Source organism: Butyrivibrio fibrisolvens (assembly GCF_023206215.1).
GTDB classification, from domain to species: domain Bacteria; phylum Bacillota; class Clostridia; order Lachnospirales; family Lachnospiraceae; genus Butyrivibrio; species Butyrivibrio fibrisolvens_C.
On record NZ_CP065801.1, the window covers coordinates 40,908 to 61,261 of the forward strand.

The 20,354-nt window shown below is 37.5% G+C and carries 21 protein-coding genes; 3 read left to right on the forward strand and 18 right to left on the reverse strand.

From position 1 onward, the window contains the following. Positions 1-8 precede the first annotated feature (8 nt). Positions 9-917, reverse strand: a complete 909-nt coding sequence (locus I7804_RS17505) for an RluA family pseudouridine synthase (RefSeq protein ID WP_248406149.1) — start codon at positions 915-917, stop codon at positions 9-11. 166 nt (positions 918-1,083) lie between these two features. Continuing rightward, entirely contained in the window at positions 1,084-1,950 is an 867-nt protein-coding gene (locus tag I7804_RS17510; protein WP_248406150.1) for a patatin-like phospholipase family protein, read from the reverse strand. A gap of 388 nt (positions 1,951-2,338) precedes the next feature. On the opposite strand from I7804_RS17510, the gene I7804_RS17515 reads away from it, so the two are divergent. After that, positions 2,339-3,457: a radical SAM/SPASM domain-containing protein gene (locus I7804_RS17515; RefSeq protein ID WP_248406151.1), complete on the forward strand. Its 1,119-nt coding sequence runs from the start codon at positions 2,339-2,341 to the stop codon at positions 3,455-3,457. 337 nt (positions 3,458-3,794) lie between these two features. On the opposite strand, the gene I7804_RS17520 is transcribed toward I7804_RS17515, so the two are convergent. From I7804_RS17520 to I7804_RS17585, 14 genes are all read right to left on the reverse strand, one after another. Next, complete coding sequence (locus I7804_RS17520) at positions 3,795-4,670, reverse strand: sensor histidine kinase (protein WP_248406152.1); 876 nt, start codon at positions 4,668-4,670, stop codon at positions 3,795-3,797. Positions 4,671-4,757: 87 nt separating this feature from the next. Further along, positions 4,758-6,041, reverse strand: a complete 1,284-nt coding sequence (locus I7804_RS17525; RefSeq protein WP_248406153.1) for an erythromycin esterase family protein — start codon at positions 6,039-6,041, stop codon at positions 4,758-4,760. Between the two features lie 139 nt (positions 6,042-6,180). After that, positions 6,181-6,924, reverse strand: coding sequence for a hypothetical protein (locus I7804_RS17530; RefSeq protein WP_248406154.1), 744 nt, complete (start codon positions 6,922-6,924; stop codon positions 6,181-6,183). A gap of 184 nt (positions 6,925-7,108) precedes the next feature. Then, positions 7,109-7,876 (reverse strand): ABC transporter permease, encoded by a 768-nt coding sequence (locus I7804_RS17535; protein WP_027203896.1) that lies wholly within the window; start codon positions 7,874-7,876, stop codon positions 7,109-7,111. Then, on the reverse strand, positions 7,854-8,783 hold the full coding sequence (locus I7804_RS17540; protein ID WP_248406222.1) for an ATP-binding cassette domain-containing protein: 930 nt from the start codon (positions 8,781-8,783) through the stop codon (positions 7,854-7,856). The genes I7804_RS17535 and I7804_RS17540 overlap by 23 nt, the downstream gene beginning before the upstream one ends. Positions 8,784-8,905: 122 nt before the next feature. After that, on the reverse strand, positions 8,906-9,529 hold the full coding sequence (locus tag I7804_RS17545; RefSeq protein ID WP_331477912.1) for a response regulator transcription factor: 624 nt from the start codon (positions 9,527-9,529) through the stop codon (positions 8,906-8,908). A 299-nt stretch (positions 9,530-9,828) separates the two neighbouring features. Beyond that, positions 9,829-10,407 (reverse strand): PssE/Cps14G family polysaccharide biosynthesis glycosyltransferase, encoded by a 579-nt coding sequence (pssE, locus tag I7804_RS17550; protein WP_248406155.1) that lies wholly within the window; start codon positions 10,405-10,407, stop codon positions 9,829-9,831. Further along, the gene (pssD, locus tag I7804_RS17555) at positions 10,404-10,865 is read right to left on the reverse strand and encodes a PssD/Cps14F family polysaccharide biosynthesis glycosyltransferase (RefSeq protein WP_027217054.1); all 462 of its coding nucleotides are present in this window, start codon (positions 10,863-10,865) and stop codon (positions 10,404-10,406) included. Before pssD ends, pssE begins: the two co-directional genes overlap by 4 nt. Before the next feature lie 252 nt (positions 10,866-11,117). Continuing rightward, on the reverse strand, positions 11,118-11,585 hold the full coding sequence (locus I7804_RS17560; protein ID WP_248406156.1) for a hypothetical protein: 468 nt from the start codon (positions 11,583-11,585) through the stop codon (positions 11,118-11,120). Next, positions 11,582-11,851, reverse strand: a complete 270-nt coding sequence (locus I7804_RS17565; RefSeq protein WP_022757287.1) for a PqqD family protein — start codon at positions 11,849-11,851, stop codon at positions 11,582-11,584. The genes I7804_RS17560 and I7804_RS17565 overlap by 4 nt, the downstream gene beginning before the upstream one ends. Before the next feature lie 78 nt (positions 11,852-11,929). Beyond that, positions 11,930-12,112, reverse strand: a complete 183-nt coding sequence (locus I7804_RS17570) for a hypothetical protein (protein WP_027217053.1) — start codon at positions 12,110-12,112, stop codon at positions 11,930-11,932. Positions 12,113-12,404: 292 nt separating this feature from the next. Further along, entirely contained in the window at positions 12,405-13,292 is an 888-nt protein-coding gene (locus tag I7804_RS17575) for a hypothetical protein (RefSeq protein ID WP_248406157.1), read from the reverse strand. Further along, positions 13,285-14,982, reverse strand: coding sequence for an ABC transporter ATP-binding protein (locus I7804_RS17580; RefSeq protein ID WP_248406158.1), 1,698 nt, complete (start codon positions 14,980-14,982; stop codon positions 13,285-13,287). The genes I7804_RS17575 and I7804_RS17580 overlap by 8 nt, the downstream gene beginning before the upstream one ends. A gap of 135 nt (positions 14,983-15,117) precedes the next feature. After that, complete coding sequence (locus I7804_RS17585) at positions 15,118-16,188, reverse strand: hypothetical protein (RefSeq protein WP_248406159.1); 1,071 nt, start codon at positions 16,186-16,188, stop codon at positions 15,118-15,120. Positions 16,189-16,249: 61 nt separating this feature from the next. Between I7804_RS17585 and I7804_RS17590 the strand changes: the two genes are divergently transcribed. Next, positions 16,250-16,930, forward strand: coding sequence for a response regulator transcription factor (locus tag I7804_RS17590; RefSeq protein ID WP_092045820.1), 681 nt, complete (start codon positions 16,250-16,252; stop codon positions 16,928-16,930). Between the two features lie 185 nt (positions 16,931-17,115). Continuing rightward, positions 17,116-17,922: a sensor histidine kinase gene (locus tag I7804_RS17595; RefSeq protein ID WP_248406160.1), complete on the forward strand. Its 807-nt coding sequence runs from the start codon at positions 17,116-17,118 to the stop codon at positions 17,920-17,922. A gap of 125 nt (positions 17,923-18,047) precedes the next feature. On the opposite strand, the gene I7804_RS17600 is transcribed toward I7804_RS17595, so the two are convergent. Both I7804_RS17600 and I7804_RS17605 read right to left on the reverse strand, forming a co-directional pair. After that, positions 18,048-19,055, reverse strand: a complete 1,008-nt coding sequence (locus I7804_RS17600) for a glycosyltransferase family 2 protein (RefSeq protein ID WP_248406161.1) — start codon at positions 19,053-19,055, stop codon at positions 18,048-18,050. 22 nt (positions 19,056-19,077) lie between these two features. Continuing rightward, complete coding sequence (locus tag I7804_RS17605) at positions 19,078-20,325, reverse strand: nucleotidyltransferase family protein (RefSeq protein ID WP_248406162.1); 1,248 nt, start codon at positions 20,323-20,325, stop codon at positions 19,078-19,080. Positions 20,326-20,354: the final 29 nt, after the last annotated feature.

The following is a 20,354-nucleotide window of genomic DNA, read 5'->3' on the forward strand; positions in this document are numbered from 1 at the left end:
AGTTTTAGTTAATATGCCGATAATGTTTTTTGCATGTCATAGGGGATGTCTGCATCAAAGGACAGTTTCCTGCTTGAAACAGGATGCATGATCTCCATATGCGATGAATGAAGAGCTACCCTCTCCATTCCATACCAGCTTGGAAGATCAGCACCATACAGACCATCCCCAAGAAGGGCGTGCCCTATAGATTTCATGTGAACCCTTATCTGATGTGTCCTTCCTGTTTCAAGTCTGAGCTTTACAAGAGCAAATCCCTCTTTTTGTTCTATAACTTCATAATGTGTAAGTGAAGGGTCTCCATCCTCTCTTATCTCCCTGACCATCTTAACTCCTGGCGGAAGTCCTATAGACGCATCAACAAGTCCTTTGGGCTTATCAAAAAAGCCGCTGCAAAGTGCAAGATACTCCTTGACCTTGATGCCATTTATGCTCTGATCATTTAGGATATTGGCTGAGAATCTGTTCTTGCCAAAGACTATAAGACCCGACGTCTCTCTATCAAGCCTTCCAACAGGGCGAAGAGCGTGTCTTTCGCCGCTTTGTTCAAAGTGCCAGGCAATATAATTGGAAAGAGTGGCTACTGCGTGGCTTTTTAGAGGATGTACAAGCATGCCTGCAGGCTTATTAACTACAATGATATCTTCATCTTCATATACGATATCAAGGGTTCCTTCTATAGGCTCGATATACGATGAATCCTCAAGATTTTCGTGGATCGTGATATGGAGTAGCTCTCCACATGTTACTTTGTATAAGACATTGACATGCCTGCCATCTATAAGTATACCGTCATCGAAGGCCTTAGCATGACTTATCTCTCTGCGGGACATGTGTAGTATCTCTTTAAGGATATCTTTGACAAGCTTCCCTGTATCTTCTTGTGTAATTGTGTATTCAAGATTTCTTTCTGACAATAGTATTACCTACTTACATGTTCTCCGGCTCTTTAATAGTCTTTACACTACAAGAATTAAATCTTTTAATTCCGGATATATTTATTTTGTTTATTTCATATATTTCGGTTTTTAGCTTATTCCATTTTTGGATATATACACTAAAAGCATTTTCTAAATATATGGATTATTTCATCTTTGATAAAATATCATATGTTTCTTTATATCCCAGTTCTTCCCTCCATTTAAGGGATTCATCTGAGAAGTCAAGTGTTCCTGTATCCTTTTCTTTCTCAAGAGGAACAGAGGGAATTATCTCTATGGCTTTAGCCTCGCCGCCCAGCACAGGTATCTGCACCCTGTCCTCTGGCTTTAAATAGCTTATGATAAAAAAGTCGCATGGTATATCTTTTACGCAGCCTACAGGAATCTTATCTTCCGGTGCCGGATTCTTACAGATCTCAGGAATACAGCCGCCGTCAAGATAGCAGTCTCCTTTATAGTAAATAGCTGGTGATAGAAAAGGTATACTTCCGCTTGCTATGGTAAGAAGTCTTTGATCCTCGGGATCAAGTCCGTTAAGCTTATAATATTCGGGCTTTTGCTTCGTAAGTGAATAAACACATACTTTAACAGGTACGTCGTTTTTTAAAAGAAGTTCATCAGGGCAGATCCTTCGCATTGCTTCTATCATGTACAGATTGTCCATCTGATAATATCTTCTTGAATGAAGATACTCTTCAAGTGATACCTTGCCATCAAGGACGTCCTGCCTTGCCTTATCTATAAGCTCCATCCTTGTCTTAATATATGGATCCGCCATCTCTGCAGCAAGTGCATCTTTAAATACTTTTAAAAGATCATATATTGATTCCTTGTCTTTGATCGCATAGATCAAAGAATTCATAGCTCCTATCGATGTGCCTGCAAGGGTCAGATTCTTCTTATCAAGCCCCTCTTCTTCCAAAGCTCTTAACATTCCGATCTGATATGCGCCTTTAGCTCCGCCGCCTGACATAACAAGCGTTACTTTTTTGTCCGTGAAAATTCCCATTGATGTCTTTCCTCTTTGTTTATACTTTTTTGTATCAATGTATCTGTCGATATTATTGCTATAGTAAAAGGCTTAAGAAAACGCACTATGTCAGTCATCAAATGTCCTATATGCCATCACTGGATTACTGGCATATAATATTTTCTAAAGTCGTTTACTAATATAACCAGATTATAGCATAGCACTAGTAGAGACTTTTTTCATCATTTACAGGTGTGCCTATGCCAAAAGTTCATATTATCGCAAAAACTTTTGACATATTTTTGTTATATTTATGATCAGAAAGATTTTATTCTTTATTTATTGATTTCCTTAAGTCTATCTTATACAATATTTTATGCAATTATATTTATCTCAATTCATTATAATCTTAAGGATGGAGATTTTCATGGCAAACACTAAAAAAGAAGAATTCGATATTCAAAAGTACATGACAAATGGTGTAAAGAGAGTTGTAAATGACGCAGTAAGAGCTACTCTTTCCAATCCGAAAGAGTCTGTTTTTATGGCAAAGTTCGCTCTTGCATCCAAGAAAGCTTCTGATCACAGAAGGAAACTGGAGGATCAGGGCGAGCATATACCGCCCTTTCTTATATCCAGTATAACCAGTAGCTGCAATCTCCACTGCGCAGGCTGCTATTCAAGATCTAATCATGCCTGTAGTGACGAAGCTCCTGTAGATCAGCTTACAGGCGGTCAGTGGGGCAGTATTTTTACTGAAGCAGACGAGCTTGGAATCAGCTTCATCCTTCTTGCAGGAGGAGAGCCGCTCCTTCGCTGGGATGTAATGCAGGAAGCTACCAAGCATGAAAATATCATGTTCCCTATTTTTACAAATGGATTTTTTATCAAGGATAAGTACTTGGAGCTTTTTGATAAGCACAGGAATATGATCCCTATCATAAGTATCGAAGGGGACAAAGAAAAGACTGATCTTAGACGAGGTGAGGGTGTTTATGACAAGGTAATGCAGTCAATGAACGCTCTTCATGATAATGGTCTTATATTTGGAACATCTGTAACTGTGACTACTCAGAATCTTGATGAAGTGTACTCTGAAGAATTCATTAGCGGCATGTCAAAGCTTGGCTGCAAAGCTGTGATCTTCGTAGAATTCGTACCTGTAACTGATGACAGTACAGAGCTTGCTCCCGGAGAAGATGAACGTATTATCATGGCAGAGAATATTGCCCGTCTTCGCAAAGATCACCCTGAGATGGTATTTATTGCTTTCCCCGGAGATGAGAAGAGTTCCGGAGGATGTGTTGCTGCAGGAAGAGGTTTCTTCCATATCAACTCCCACGGCGGAGCTGAGCCATGCCCATTTTCTCCATACTCAGATACCAATGTGGCTCAGACATCTCTTAGGCAAGCGCTCAAGTCCCCTTTGTTCTATCATGTTCAGGATCAGGGGCTTCTTATAGATGACCACGCAGGGGGATGCACTTTATTCGCCAACAGGGACAAGGTTGAGTCTATTTTAAACCGCGAGCTTCCTAGTGCCTGAAACTAATGGTATATAGGATCTATTTACTTAAACATCCCACTTGGACGGGTCGGCATCCCCAAAGTCTTTACAAGGGCAGGCAATATATATATCATGCCGTGCTTTTAATAGTTTTATTAAATTCATGAGCATGATATATGGAGATTTTCATTCTGCCCGGGGTCCACATGTCTGAGCGAAGCGAGTTTGGACCCCAGAATGGAAAGCTCCAGATATCATACCATGAATTATAAAACTATTAACAGCACGGCATGATATATATACTGCCTGCCCCTGTAAAGACTTTGGGGATGCTGGCCCGTTCAATTGGGAAGCTTTAGTTGTTTATAGATAAGACTCAAAAATTAACTACTATAACTATCTTTCCTTCTATATAGTCAGCTTTGACACCGCAGTTCATACGCTCAGCAAATATCTTGACTATAGAAAGGCCAAGACCTGTTGAAGAGCTTCTGGCATTTTCTACTGTAAAAAACCTGTCGAACAATTTGCTAACATCTACACTGGAGAGATTTGGGGCAGAGTTTGCAAACCTAAGTCTGCCATCATCCGATAATGATATCTCCAGATCACCACTACTATATTTAAGTGCATTACTAAAAAGATTGTTTATGATCCTTTCTACATAAGTTGGATAAAGATTTCGAACAATCTTTTCCTCTGTAATATCTATGACAGGGGCAATTCCTCTTGCCTTCAGCGACGGATAATAGTTCATGATACAGTCTTCAAGCAGCTTGCCGATGTTGACATCCTGCTTTTCTTCTGTAATCTCACCACCTGTTACTATCGAGTATTCAAAAAGCTCTTCTGTAAGCTTTTTCATATGCTCTGTTCTGCCCTTTATTATTGAAAGATATTTGTCCATTTCAGGGCTGCAGTCCTGTCTTTGCGCAAGCTCAAGATATCCACTTATGGCTGTAAGAGGCGTCCTTAGATCATGTGAAATATTGGTTATAGCCGATTTTATCTCCTGATCACCGTGTTCATACCTGTTATAAGAATCTCTCAGCTTTACAAGTGTCTTATTAAGAGTCCTGGCAAGTTCTAAAATCTCCTTATCCCTGCTTGAAACTGTCAGAACTGTATTGGTATGAATACCGGCTCTCTCCTCATAGTTTTCTCTTAGTTCCTTGATCGATAGCTTCATTGCGATTATCTTCATGATCAATATTATTATAACTATCAGGCAGATTATAAGCAGGTATTTCATTTAGTAAAAGCTCCTTTGGCTCTTTTTAAGGTCTTTATGACATAAAAAAGGTCAAAAGAGATTTTTTGACCTTTCTTCATAATTCATTTAGTAATCAATTGGATCTATGGGTGTAACTTCATAGTAGCATATCAAAGCATCATAGCGGTCTGCAAGTATCATAGATGTTCTATGGCTGTTAAAAAGATCATTTAAAGGTGAATAGCCCTCACCGACAAGTCCTGTAAAAACGTAGCTGTGAAGCTTTTTGTATACACTACTATTTTCATCTGTTACCTTTGAGAAATCAAGGCAGTATGTGCCATTTTCAAAAAACCTGGCCTGATAAGCAAATGGATCATCAGAGACGTAGAAGTGATCCTTCCTCTCATAGTTCTCTTCATAAGTTCCGGCAGTATGGATATTTACATTTCCTTCATAGAATCCCGTACCAATGCAGAAATAGCTTCCTTCAAACAGAGCGTCTATTCTATCACCCATAGTGTCATCATCTGCAGCAGGGAGCACGCTGGATCCGCCCTTCATAACATGCGCATTATGAGCAGTTATAACTACCTGAGCATAACCACGAGCATCTTCAAGTTCAGAATAGTCTTTCAAAAGCTGTGCCATCTGAAAATCCCTGTTTTTGCCAAATTCATCTTGATCTTTATCATAATCCGGCGCATCAATGTGAAGGACTACGCACTTGGCTACAATAGATAACTGCCTTTCTTTAAGTCCTTCTTCTTTAGAAAGGCGCTGGGACAGCTTATCAAAAAAATCTCTGTCAGCTTTGTAATCATCCTTGGTTTCTGTTTTTATTGATAAGAGTTTTTCTTTTTCCTCTAGGGTAAAAAGAGTATCATTCTCATCACAAAGCTCCTGCATATAGGTGATAGCTGTCTGGGCTCCCTGAATATCGACACCATAGAACATTAAGGACTCTTCATAGGGAACTGTCATATTATAATCTCTCATCCACTTAAGAAGCTGCACCATTTCATCAGTATCATAAAGTGGATAGCTCTGCTTTCCTATCACTTGTACAAGATCGGAGCTTTTATCATGTATTGCATCATTGATCATGGCTGCATCGCCAGTAGCCATCTCAAAGCAGATGCAGCGGCCTTCGCCTTCATTTACAACTTTTTCAAGTACTGCCTTTTTAGCAAGTTGAAATTCGCGGTTTCCATGAGTAGCTTCTCCTATTCCAACTACTCTCACACCTTCCGGAATCTCAAACTCATCAAAAGTCTGTGCCACATCCTCTATTCCATCAATTTTTTTTACATCGTTAAAGGCATTTGTATATTTAAAAAATGAAAGAAGTGCGATGAAAACTACAACTACCATCGTACTTATCATGAAAACAAATCTGTATCTACGCAACTTTATAATCCTCTTTTCCGCAATCAAGACTGTATATCATAAACATATATTCTTGAATATGAAGTTTAAGAACTAATCAAATAAGCTAATTATATCGATTTAGTCGTTGGGCTATATATGTTTCCTAATAAAATGCAGGTCATTTTAAATCTCTCTTGTTAAGTCCAATACAGCCCAAAAGTATTGAAATAACAATTATCAAAACTGAAATTATAAGCTGATTTATATTCCCAGGATTTGTCTGCGGATCAGCAAATCCTGCCTGTATCAGCCATTGACCGAATACCGAAGCATTATAGATGATCCTGCCAATTGTATAAGCTGTTCCTTTTAGAATAAATGCAAGGAAGAAATTACCGATCATAACTATGTTATAGGCAAGGTTCAGAATTACAAAAGCACATATTGCCACTAATACTGTCTTTTGCACACGCATTGCTACAAACTCCATAACAGATATATATCCGCACATGGCAAAAAATAAAATAACTGTTGTTATGGCAAGCTCCGTGCTTATCTTTGCGCCGCCTATTACTCCGGCAAGGAAATAGCATACTGTCATCCCCAAAAGCGCTGTTATATGTGAAAAAAGTATACCAAGATAAACCTGCTTTTGCGAAAAGCCTGCTACGAGTTTATTTCTGATAGTGCCATCGCGATATTCCTCGTTGGTATAAAGAGGTACAAATATCGTAAAAAAGGCCATCATAGCTATATTTATAAATATCATCCTACCGGCACATCCCATTCTTTCAAATCGTCCTGTCATACCCATCAGATTGGCTGTAAATACGAGGGTTATAACGAACGCCAGAATGCATCCAAGGATAAATATGCGATTTTTTAGAATTCTATATATACCGGATATATATATGTTTTTCATTTAAGCCTCCTGCTAAGGATAATCATGTGTATTTATGACTATCGACTTGTATACCAATAATATTGTTATCTTTTTCTTTTTGATATTAGTTTCTTATGATATCAGGTTCTTTTGATAGCAAGTTCTTTTTGGTATCATTTTCTTTTTCTATATTTTTTATTTTTTTGATATCATATGTTTTTTATCAGTGTATTTCTTTCCTTTCAACAACCACTAGTCCTATTATTACCGAGATCAGTATAAGTCCTGTACATCCTGCAAGGTAGCTGGCGCTATCCCAATGCGGCTCTATTGAAAGATAAGAATACGGTATATACCTGTCGATAAATTTGTACAATAAAAGTTTTGAACCTGTTAATGTACAATTCCCTTTTTCCGGATACAGCTTATCAAGTACATGAGTATCAAGTGTCTCAAGTCCAAAAGCAATCGCAAGTCCAACTACATAAGAAAGCTTACTTCCACCAAGCACCATAATAAGTGATGCAGAAAAAGCTCCTATCGCCATACATGATAAGGTGATTATAAGCCAGTAATCTGCTATCTCAGAAACCTTATAGTTCATAAACCCTTCTGAGAATATAGGCAAAACAGCCATAGAAGATACAAATGCTATAAATGAAAGCAGCGCCCCCAGAAGCATCCCACTTATCACTACTGAAAGGAAGGCATCTCTTCTTTTTACACCCGATATAAGCTTGTTGCGGATACATCCGTCTTCAAAGTCTCCCTGCATTACCAGAAGCGTTGTTGCGGTTACTACAAATACTGCAATATTGGTAAAAGAAAAAGCTATATCATCCGATGCAACCTGACCTTTTATAAACAAAACGGTAAGCATCCAGATTATAAGACTTGCAAATATCTGGTATAACAGGATTACTATGACTCCCAGATAAAAACCTCGGCTAAAAAATATCTTTCTGGTATCAGCATACAGATTTCTGAACATTTTCTCCGCCTCCAAGTAATGATAGATAGAATGCCTCGAGGCTTTCGTCATGCTCTTCCATGGTAAATATAGAACATCCAACTTTGTCGAAGCCCTTGGCAATTTCAGAAAAGTTGATCGATGAATATACATCTGCTGTGCTGTTATCGATAACCTTGTACTCTATACCTTTTTCCTCCATGACTTTTGTAAGAAGTCCTACATCACTTACCTTCATACGTACTGACTTACGACACTCTTTTTTGAGCTCCTTGCTGCTCATCTGGCGGACTATATGCCCTTTATCAATAAAACCGTAATTAGTTGCAATCTTGGAAAGCTCATCTAAGATGTGGCTTGATATAAGGAAGGTAATTCCCCGCTCTCTGTTAAGCTTAAGAATCAATTCTCTTATCTCTATAATTCCCTGAGGATCAAGACCATTGATCGGCTCATCAAGTACGATAAAGTCAGGATCGCCGCAAAGAGCTACTGCAATTCCAAGGCGCTGACGCATTCCAAGTGAAAAGTGTCTTGCTTTCTTCTTGCCGGTACCTGAAAGTCCTACCAGGCTTAAAATCTCGTCAACACAGCTAAAATCCGGCAGCCCCAGCATCAGGCACTGCTGTATCAGATTGTCTCTTGCAGACATATCTTTATATATTGCAGGGGATTCTACAACTGCCCCCATCCTGCGTCTTGCCTTTGAAATATCTGCATCGTCTGCTGTTTTGCCAAAAAGCTCGTAAAATCCGCTGCTAGCTTTTTGAAGCCCGCACATGATCCTGATAAGTGTTGTCTTTCCTGCTCCGTTCTTTCCTACAAAACCATATATTGCACCTTTAGGTATCTCCATATTTACGTCAGAAAGAGCTGTAAACTTTCCGTATTGTTTACTTATTCCATTTGCTTTAAATACGTATTCCATAATTAACCTCATGTCGCGAGTGAAACGAGTTACTAATGGTTCAAATTGATGGAGCTCGCGTCATCACAATAAAAATACCACCCTCCGGTCAAGAAAGTGGTATAGAAAACGTCAAGATATGGTCAAGATTCGTGAAATTGAAATCCTATTCCATAAATTGCCTCAATATGATCAATATTATCAATCTGCTGGAGCTTTTTTCTAATATTACAGATATGCTGCTTTAAAGAGCGCTCCGTACAATCCGGCGTAGACTCACTTATACGATCCAGAATAGTACTGCGTCCTATCGGTCTGTTAGGATTAAGCATAAGTATATTAAGTATGGCAGATTCTGTTCTGGTAAGGCTGACTTCACTATCTCCGATTGTTACAGACATAAGATTAGTATCCAGCATAATCTCGCCGGCCTTAATAACTCCCTCATCCAGTGGCTGTGACTGATACGAATTTTCTTTCATGAGTCTTAGATGGGCTTCAATCCTTGCAAGAAGTTCAGATAGTTCAAAAGGTTTTGTAACATAATCACAGGCACCCTTTTTTAGAAGACTTATTTTGCTATCTATATCAGATTTTGCACTTAATACTATAGTAAGGATTCCATTGAACTTTGTAATAAGCTCCTCTCCTGAAAGTCCGGGTAACATCAGGTCAAGGAGTATCAGATCCGGCCTTCCTTTTTCCAAAAGCATAAGAGCTTCTGTTCCGGAGTAGGCCCTTGTAACTTCATATGATTCAAGTTTCAAATACTTCCTCAAGCATATCGCCTATATTTACGTCATCTTCTACAATCATTATTTTATAACTGCTCATAATAATCTCCTAAATCTATTCTATACATTCTATCACGAATAGCAGAAAAAGCCTATAAATAAGAAGGATAGAAACTTTTAAACATAAAAAAGACAGTACGCTTAATGTATTGAATAAATACAATAAGTATACTGCCCATAAATATATTCCATCCTATAATGTCGGTGCCAAAAGTAATATTTGCATACTCCTGACAAACTTCTTCACCTATCAAAAGCCAAATATCTAATAGTCAAAAAATTCCGTTGTGTGTTGATGCCGACTTCTTGATCATCTTTTCATTCTTGCCTAAAAGACCTACAAGGCCAGTTAATGAATGCTTCTCAGAATATGAAGAATTGTCTTCTATACAATGAATAACAATATCCTCAACCTTCCTCTCAGGCTCTATATATGGCTTAAATTCATAGTTGTCGATATTATCAACCATAAATTTCAAATATTCTATATTCATACAGATAAGCAGACATTTGTTATGCTTGAGTGCATGTGCTGCTTCGATCTGGTGATCATCAACATGTTCTCCATACTTATGAAGTCTTGGTACTACTATAACAGGTTTTCTCTTTCTAAGACCCGCCATAATTGTTCCTACTCCTCCATGAGAGATGAGCACTCTGCACTTGTCAATGCACTCCTCAAACTGAGGACGATCCATAAACATAAATGTCTTGCAATTCTTAGGGACATAGGTGCAATGCCCGTATTGTATAACAAATTCTTCCTCCGGCATCATGGCTGCAAGCATTTCTATCTGCTTCATGAGCCTGTTCATCTGGAACTTTTGAGTTCCAACTGTTACAAAAATCAAAATATACCGCCTCCAACAATTGCTTTATCATACTTCTGTGCTATCTCTGACCACTGTACAATAAAGGTATTAACATGCTTGTACAGAAGCTTGCCTGTAAGAGATAATTCATTGACTCTGGCAAAAGATTCAATGAAAATAACCTTCTTGCCCATCATCTTGGCAAGACGACAGAATGGATATGATATCAAAGCACCTGTTGAAATAACAACTTCCGGTTTCTCTTTGATCAGCACATAAAATGCTACAAAAAATAAAAGGAAAAATTTTAAAGGGAAAAGAATCTCCCTACGATTAACCTGAGGAACGTAATACTGAATCTCCTCAACCTTCCCATATTTCTGAAAATTGTTCTTTTCAGTGACCCAGCAGCAGTCATACCTTTCAGTAATGCTCTTAAGTCTTGTAAGCTCCTCCATATGACCACCTGAAGAAGCTACCAATAATAACTTTCTCATATCATCTCTCCCTTTTTTTCACCCCTCTAACTTGTATTAGTCCTCTAATACAAGTTCCGTTCGATAATAGCAGATTAACTATCATAAAAACAATCATATTTTTGATTATTTTTGTAGCGTTTCCGTTGTTTACATTTTTTCGATACACATTTAACTGTATTTACATATATATCAAATGTATATTTTTTATTCTATCCCTATATATCAACGTTTCTGGCTAAGGGGGAAAACTTTTTTCAAAACTAGTTTCCATCAATATTTCATGATTTTTCTATATATTTTAATCAGCATCGGACGCAAAGGTCTTAGTATCATCCAAATCTCATGCGCTATTTTATATGATTTTTTATCACAAGAATAGAGTTTCCCTTTTCTCACAAATTCTTCAGCATATGCAAGCATATGATCCATTGTAAGCGGTCCTTCTATATTCTTCTGGCTTTCTCCAATCAGATAAATCCCCTCTTTATCCACATGATGAACCGAATGTGTTACATATATGCCGTTATCTCTCCTGTACAGGCATATATCGCCTCGCCTAAGCTCTCTGTCTATACCTCGAAGTATCAAGCTATCCCTGCCTCCTACAAGCAGAGGATACATACTAAATCCAAAAGGAGTAAGCTTGACCTTTCTGCCTTCCTTAAGTCCCTTTAGATAGATAGGCATCCATGCATCTGTATGAATCATCTCATCACGATTCCCAGATTGTTCCATCATGATATGATTACTCCGACCTTTCTGGCACTATCTATAAAGTCTCCAAGATCTTTAGAAGCTGTCTCCATATCAATCTCATATTCATCCATTATTGCTACAAGAAGCTCATCAAATGACATATCCTTGTCTTTTAATGAATTAATGATAAATAGAGCCGTATCGTTCAGATCCATCATTTTATCTACATCCATCAGCTTCGATCCGGTAGGTACTATGAAAGACTGTCCAGATACTTCGCATACTGAAAACTCAGTATTTAATCTCATAAAAACTCCTTTTTAAATGATATATGGTGACAGTTTCCTGCCACCACATTAGTACAAACAATGATCGGTTACAGCTTATTACCATCCAATGTAAACTGTAGCTCTTCCACCGCATCTTGGCTGAGGCTGGCAAGGATAAGGCTGCCAATTACAGTTGTTGCCCTTGTTGCTGCTTGTCTCATAATCGTAGCAAGCATATACGCCTTCAAGTGTACCGTTCATTGAAGCATTAAGCTCTGGTTTAACATATGCCTTCTTCATACTCACTCTCCCCTTTCCGAATATTCTAAGAACGTTAATTATAGTAGCAACAAATAATCGATAATTCAAGAATAAACGGCGTTATTTCTTGATTTGTTGCAAGATTGTAAGAATTCGGCCAATATAAGTCCACTTTCATTACATAAAAGCTTCTGACTATGCAGAAAATATAATGATCATCATTAATATCATGACGCAAGTGAAGCGACCTGCTAATGGTCCAAATTTACAGAGCATACACCACTAATTCAGGTATTAAAATATACCATTTACATACTTATTAAAAGTGCTATTAGTCCTTAAAAATAACATCTTTCAATGTACTCACAGCTTCAGGCTCCATATTACAAGAATATTCATATATCGGAGCTTTTTCTACTATTTTCTGAGTTACACCGGCTACTCTATGCGCCATTTCATCTGTAAGAGACTCTGAAAATGTAGAAGAAAAAACATAGCTTATCTTTTCACGAATATTCGGAATCCTGACAGTATTGTCCTTGGCTTGTTTTAGAAATACCAAAGCACCAAGTTCAACCTCTTTATTTATATATTTTCCGGACGATCCACACCAGGGAAGGCCATATACATACAGCTTTCCTTCTTTTTCACGACATACAGTTACATCTCCGTCCAGCACACGGCAGCCAAGTTCTCGTTGCCATAGACCTGCCTGAGTACTTTTACCGGTTCCTGAAGAGGCAGAAAAGACAACCGCTTTATCCTTGTAGATTACTGAGGCTGAATGAATAGACATCGCATCTTCAAATAGGATCCTGTTATAGAAGATCTGCTGAAGAGCATTGAAAATAAGGCCTTGTACCATTTCAAGATACTGCTTTTGACCTACTACTTTTGCTGTATAGCCTTTATATCTGTCACTTATATATACATCAGTTTCTTTATAGTTATCTTTTCCTTTGACAAGCCTTACTTCAAGCCTTTGTTTGCTCTGATAGTACTGCTGCATCACGTTCCCATCATGGTAGAACGAAAACTCTCCTATAGGAGTCCCTTTATCAAAAAGATATCTTACAAAAAATGGTTTTCTATCAATGATGCGTATAGTCATATCCGGCTCATCACTTCCATCATAAAGAAAGTCATTGAACCTCTCATGAAGATATTTAGGTTTGCCATAAAAATGTATAACAAAATTAGCAATTCTAAGCTTAACCAATGTCTTTCACCTTAACATTTCCATCTTCCAAAACGAATTCTCTATTGCAATAATCAAGAACGCTCTTTCTATGTGTTATCAGTATACATGTAGGTCTTGGCGTCATCTCAGAGAGCTTCTTAAGAAGCTGACTTTCTGTAATCTCATCCAAAGCAGATGTCGCTTCATCAAGTACAATAAAATTTGAATTCCTGATAAGTGCTCTGGCAAGTCCAAGCCTTTGAGCTTGTCCTTCAGATAGTCCAACACCCTTCTCACCTATTACTGTATCAAGACCTTTTGGAAGCTTCTCGACAAACTCTCTGCACACTGCCATATCAAGAGCTTGCCATATTTCTTCGTCACTAGCATCCTCTTTTCCTATCAGAATATTCTTCCTGATAGTACCAGAAAACAGGGTATTACCTTGTGGAACATATGACACAAATTCTCTGACTGTAGCGCTTAGATCCATCGTATTGCCTGCATCATCATAATATCTGATACTACCTCTAGACGGAGAAATAAAGTTCATAAGAAGCCTTATGAGGGTCGTCTTACCAATACCTGATTTACCCACGATACCTACAAAATCTCCAGGCTTTATATCAAAATTTACATCAGTGAATATATAATCTTTATCATATGCAAAAGACAAATTTTGAACAGCTACGCCCATAGCTCCTTCTAAGCCGCTCTGCTCTATACGCTCCTCAAGCGGAATATCCTGAATATCCATAATTCTTCCTGCGGAAGCAAAAATAGATACTACTCCTGGAAGCTCTCTCATAAGTGAAGCAATAGGTGACTGTATTCGACCAAATAAAGTCAAAAACAAAGTCATAGTTCCGAATGTAATCTCATGACGGGATATCTGTCCTGCTGCATAAATGAATGCAAACATATATCCTAGCTGAAATGTACCACCCATTACCAGATTAGAAGCAGCAGAAAGTTTACTCTTTTTCCAGACCCAGTGAAATCTGTTGTTACGAAGAGTAGTAAGATCATCAGAGAATCTGTCTTCACTTGAGAAAGCCTTAACAATAAGTATGTTAGCAAGACTTTCCTGAATAAATGATCTGTATGCAGTCTCCGATTCCTGAACCTTGACCTGATATTTCTTTAATCTTCTTCCAAGAGCATATGCCAGAAGAATTCCTATCGGAGTAAGAAACAGCGCAGAAACAGCTAAAAATCTTGAGTTTTTGTATAAGGTAAAAAATACCAATGCAAGTTCAATCAAAAATACGATTATATTAGGAATAACATTGACCATTCCATTAGCTATATTGCCCGCATCGGAAGTCATCCTGGTCATCATGTCGCCGGTATGGAATTTCTGTGTTCCAATCCATATAGATCGTATGATCTTATCATATACCTGCTTACGTATACCAAAAGAATATCTTTCATTGAGCATGGCTGAAAACAGATTTTGTACAGATTCTCCGATAAGCATTATCATGATAAGTATCATAAATACGGCTATCGATGTCTTGGTAATATATCCCTTACCGGCCATATCTATAATCTTCTGAGACATAACAGAGTACTCAATTCCAAGATAAGTCCATGCAACACTTATTATCATAAGAACTGCTATTCGCAATAAATATGGCTTTGTATAACCCAAAAGCCATTTAAAATAGTCTCTTCCTCTCTCTTTTTGGCTTTTGTACTTTTTGTAATACTGTTTGATTTTCCCCATTTGTAACTTAACCTCATTCCTAAACACAAATAAAACTATTATCTTTTGGTTCTAATGTGATGCTAGTGTTGACTCACTCATATTTGATTAAATATGAATGAGTCAGAAAACTAATGTCAAAAGCGTTTTTAACACTTACATCATCTTATTACTTTTCAAAAAGTAGTATGCCTTAAGTGGCATGATTCCTTTATGTGACCACTTGAACTTCAATATATAAAGTCCCATGGATATTCTTTTACGGATCATACCCTTTTCATCATCATAGTAAGGCATCATAATGACTTTGTTCTTTGGAGAAATGCATTTATACCTTTCATCTGCAATTCCCCACTTGATCCCAAGATTTGCATAGTCCTCATAAATCTTCATAGGATCTTTGCTTTGATAAAAATAATCAGATGCTACACACATACCGATAGACGGAAGTATCGTTCCATCTTTGGAAAGGTCCATCTGAAGCTCAACTGTTGCTTCAAGGCTTAAGACTTCAAGCATCTGGCTTATAGTATTCTCATCTGTCACGGGTGCTCCGACAGCTTCAAGATCTTTTTGCAGCTGCCCGGGATCCTTCTTATAAAACTCTTTACACTCACCACCAAGAAGCCATGTGATCCTCATCGGTAGATTCTCTCTAGCCTCAGATACACCTTGATAATATGGTTTCCAGTATCCGGGGCTCTTATCATAGACTAAAAGAGCTCCATCTATCCTGTCTGTTTGATTGATAAGAGTCATGGTGTCAATGATTCTCTTTTTATTCTCAGAGATAGTAAAATCATCTACCATGTATGGGATGCTCCCGTACGATGGACGTTTTGTCTCACCTGCAGATACATCAAATTCAAGGCACACTTCGTTGTGCTTATCATTATCTTTTAGTAATTTTTGAAAATGTTCGAAGTATTCCTTTTTATTCCTGAGATTATCCCCAACTATATGTATCTGCTCAGGAAGCTCATCAGCATAGTATCCAACAGAAAAGTCTGTACAAGGATTTCCAATAAGCGGGAATTCCAGCCAATAAATAGGGCTTGAATCTACTATATATGAATCTCTTACAATCGTTCTGATATCTTCTGATACTTCATCCATACCGATAAGGATACGGCCTCTGTCTTCTTCGGAAAAGAGCTTCCACATCAGCTTAAAATTAGCTTCAGCATAATCAGCTGCTTTATTCAATTTTTCCCCAGATAATTCCATTCATTTCCTCCAACAGATATAATATAATTAACAAAAACCTATTTTCACAGTGAGGTACACTATGGTTTTAATGATAATTGACGACGACAGGGATATTTTAGAGATAAACAAAAACCATCTTTCAGATGAAGGATATAAAGTATATACCTATCAGACGGCTGACGATGCTATATCTGCCCTTAAGCAGATTCATCCGGACTGCATCGTTCTTGATATTATGATGCCCGGAACAGATGGCCTTAGCGCCATCAATGTTATCAAAAGATATACCGACTCCCCAATTATACTTTTGTCCGGACTGGCCTCTGAAGACAATCGTGTTGAAGGGCTCATGTCCGGTGCAGATGATTATATGATAAAGCCTTACAGCTTAAAAGAACTGTCAGCTAGAATAAGGCTTCAAATCAAAAAGAAAAACATTACAAAAGCAGCTAATACGATAACATATCCCCCTCTTCAAATCAAGCTTTTAGACCGCAAAGTTCTGTACAATGACGACACCGAGATCATACTTGCAAATAGAGAATATGAGCTTCTTTTGTTGCTCGTCCAAAATCCCGGAGTAGTCATTCCTTTTGAAACTATAGGGAAAAAAATCTGGGGTATATATCAGGAAAGTGATAGAAGAACCATAATGGTAGTTGCAAGCCGCCTCAGAAAAAAGCTGGAAAGCTATGGTGGGCTTATGAACTGCATAGAAACGGCTTATGGCAAGGGATATAAATTCATAATTCCAAGATGAACTGACCTTTATACTGTTAAAACCAAACTATCATTTATAGATTCAAGGTATCATCAAGACCGCTTTTTGTACGTGGCTTAAAATATATTCTAAGCCAAAATGAAAATCCGGCTTTTTTAAATGCCGCCAAACTTATATAAGAAGAAAGGTTGATCCTTAACTTTATGCGGATCAAATAAGGTAAGATGAAAGAGCATTCCAAAAAAAGATACGATGAACCATCTCTTGGAGTAGAAGATCTTTCGAAAGGTCTATATAAATCAAATCTTAAACTAGGAAGTATAAATCAAAAGCAAAGTGAGTATTTTTCTAATATCTCGCATGATCTTCGTTCACCCATAGCTGCTATCAGAAGTGCTATTGAGTATTTAGAAGAAACTCCCGGAATCAGTACAGATGACCGAAAAGATCTCTACAGACTGATTGATAAAAAAGCCGCTTCACTTGAATACATGATAGACGAGATATTTCTTTTGTCTAAGTTATCTTCTAACAGTACGATAGTAAGGCCTGTTCCGCTTCCATGTGGCAATTATCTTGAAGATTTCTTTTTTACTAATGAGGCGGATTCCAAATTCAAAGATGTTAATCTAGTACTTGATGTGCCTATGAGCTTTGAGTACACTATCGAGATCGATCCTAATTATTTTGACAGAGTATTGAATAATCTTTTTGATAATGCTCTCAGATATCTGGGGGAAGATGGCAGTATCACGCTAAGTGCAAGCACCGATGAATCCGAAACACATGTTATTATATCTGTATCAGATACCGGATCGGGTATCTCACCTGATAATATTGATAAGATTTTTGAAAGATCCTTTACAGGAGATATACCCAGGACTCCTTCCGGCAAATCAGGTGCCGGACTTGGTCTGTCTATCTGTAAGAAGATTGTTGAGATCCACTCAGGAACTATAACCTGTAGATCAAAAACAGGTAGTGACCATGGCACAACTTTTGCCATAACACTACCCATTCTTAAGGACTGATTCACTCATAACTGATCAGATTATCTGTATATGAATATGTAAGCATTATAATAAACTGCTGTTTTCATAATACAAATGCGTTGTATGTAACTTTGACCTGCTTCTTATACAGCTCTAAACAGAATTTAACTCTTAACTTTTTTTATAACCGCTTTAAGCATATTTTTAGTAGTCTGAGTCACTATGTAGTACATGTACTGCGCAGTGATCTCGGGCTTTTTATATATTCTAAGAGCTGCCTTGACATTGCCATTATCAAGAATTTCCTGCATCCAGAGCTTCTTTTCCTCTATACTCCATTTATAATTGGAAATAAGATCATATTTCTGCCTCAGATAAAAGACAATCCAGTACCTGTTAATAAGCTTTTCATACTTACTATAAAGACCTGCTTTATTCATCACATTAACATACGTCTCGTATATATGATTACGATTAGTCATTTCATTTTCGCAGTCAGTGATCTTTTTTTCCTTAATCCTGGAAAGTGTGTTGCTGTCCTGATAGCAGTAATATATAAGCTTATCATCTATTACATTGATCTTCTTTGCATGTAGCAGGTATTCCAGCGAAAATACAAAATCTTCTCCCAGCGTGATATCGCTCCTAAATCTTATATTGTTCTTTCGGATGATATCTGTCTTAAATATTTTATTCCAGATAACGCCAAAATAGTGATGTCCGGGATCTTTTAGAGTGTCTATAAGATACTTGTTCCTATCTATGATGCCGCTTTTTTGAAGGTTCTTTATCGGATAATGATCATTGTAAACGACGCGAAGATATTTACAGATGCACATATCTGCGTCTGCGCTTTCCAAAGCATCTACCATCTTCTCCAAAAATGTATCTTTGACGTAGTCATCTGCGTCTACGAACATTACATATTCTCCGGTTGCCTTTGAAAGGCCTAGATTTCTGACCTTAGAAACGCCTCCATGCGTAGCTTTATAGTACTTAAGTTCTCCCTTTTGCTCATATTTTTGACAGATATTAGGAGTATTATCTGTAGACCCATCATCTACGATAATTATTTCCTTAGCATCGTAAGTCTGGCCAATTAAAGACTTTATACATCTTTCTATAGTCCTGCCACTGTTATAGGCAGGCACAATTACTGAAACCTGATTCACCTTTATAACTTCCTTGATTATATTAAAGAATCTTTGAATTCTTCATCATCCTGATCCTGTATTCAGATCCGGTAATTTTATCCTTTACTCCGTATACTTTGTTTCCCTTTGTAAGTTTAAAATATATGGCCCGAAATGCCCTGTGTATCCATGCTATGGGCAACAGAAAGTGATATTTCTTGCAATAAGCATACTTATCATCAATATCTGAGACTGATGGAAATAGAGTATGAAGTATTCTGCCGCCTTTTTTATCTCCTGCATCTTTTTTGCCATTAACATACGGAGACAGTATTCCCAGGAGGCTGTAACTTGAATTATCTTCAAGGTCTCTTTTGCCGGCAAAAACAATGTCCTGCAGAAAAGCCGCTTCATCCTCCGGATAAACTCTGTCTTCTTTAGCCAGAACATTTTCATCCATTCCAAAGTATTCAATGCATTTCGTAAAATAAACAGCACAGAAATTATCAAAATTCATTTCTTTGAATACTCTGAAAAACCTCTTAAAGTCAATCTCATCCTTATATTTATTAACAAACAAAGCAATATCAATCAAATATCTGCTCTCAATACCTTCTACGATAAAATGTTTGATAATATGAAACATCTGCAGAATAAGGTGCTCTGTATGTCCCAAAGTCCACACTGCAACATCATCCGTGATAGAAACTTTAACAAGCGTACCTTCATCATCGAGTTTTTCTTTTATAAGCACATCGATATTATCACCATGATAATCTTCCCACAAGGTGTAATGTGCTTCTATCAAAAGATTACCATGCATATAAAGTTTGACATTGTTCTTGCTATCTGCCTCGTTATAAGAAAAGCCGAGCTTTTGTGTTAATAATTCATGCACCCTGTCTTTGTCTTTAGGATCAAGTTTAATGTCAAGATCGCTACTATATCTTGAAAAAATATCAGGATACAACACAGCAAGAACATACCCTTTTAAAACAACAGTTCTTATTCCTTCTTCTTGAAAGCAGCTATAAACTCTCTTAAACTCTGAGAATCTGTTATAGGAATCCAGAAATTCCTTCTTGGCTTTTTCATTCCATTTTTTAAGTACCTCTTTATCTATGTCAAAATAGTCCGGATCTTTATTTACAGCATTGTTAAGAAGAGCGCCGCATTTATTTAACCCGCCCAAAGAAATAAGCGTCTCCCAGTCACAACCGACATAAGAAATATCCGGCTTTTTGTTATCAAGTGCATATCTTTGCAACCGGATAAACTGCTTAGTCAGTAATGCTTTGTTACTATTCATATTAACCCCATGATCTATCATTATAGAAT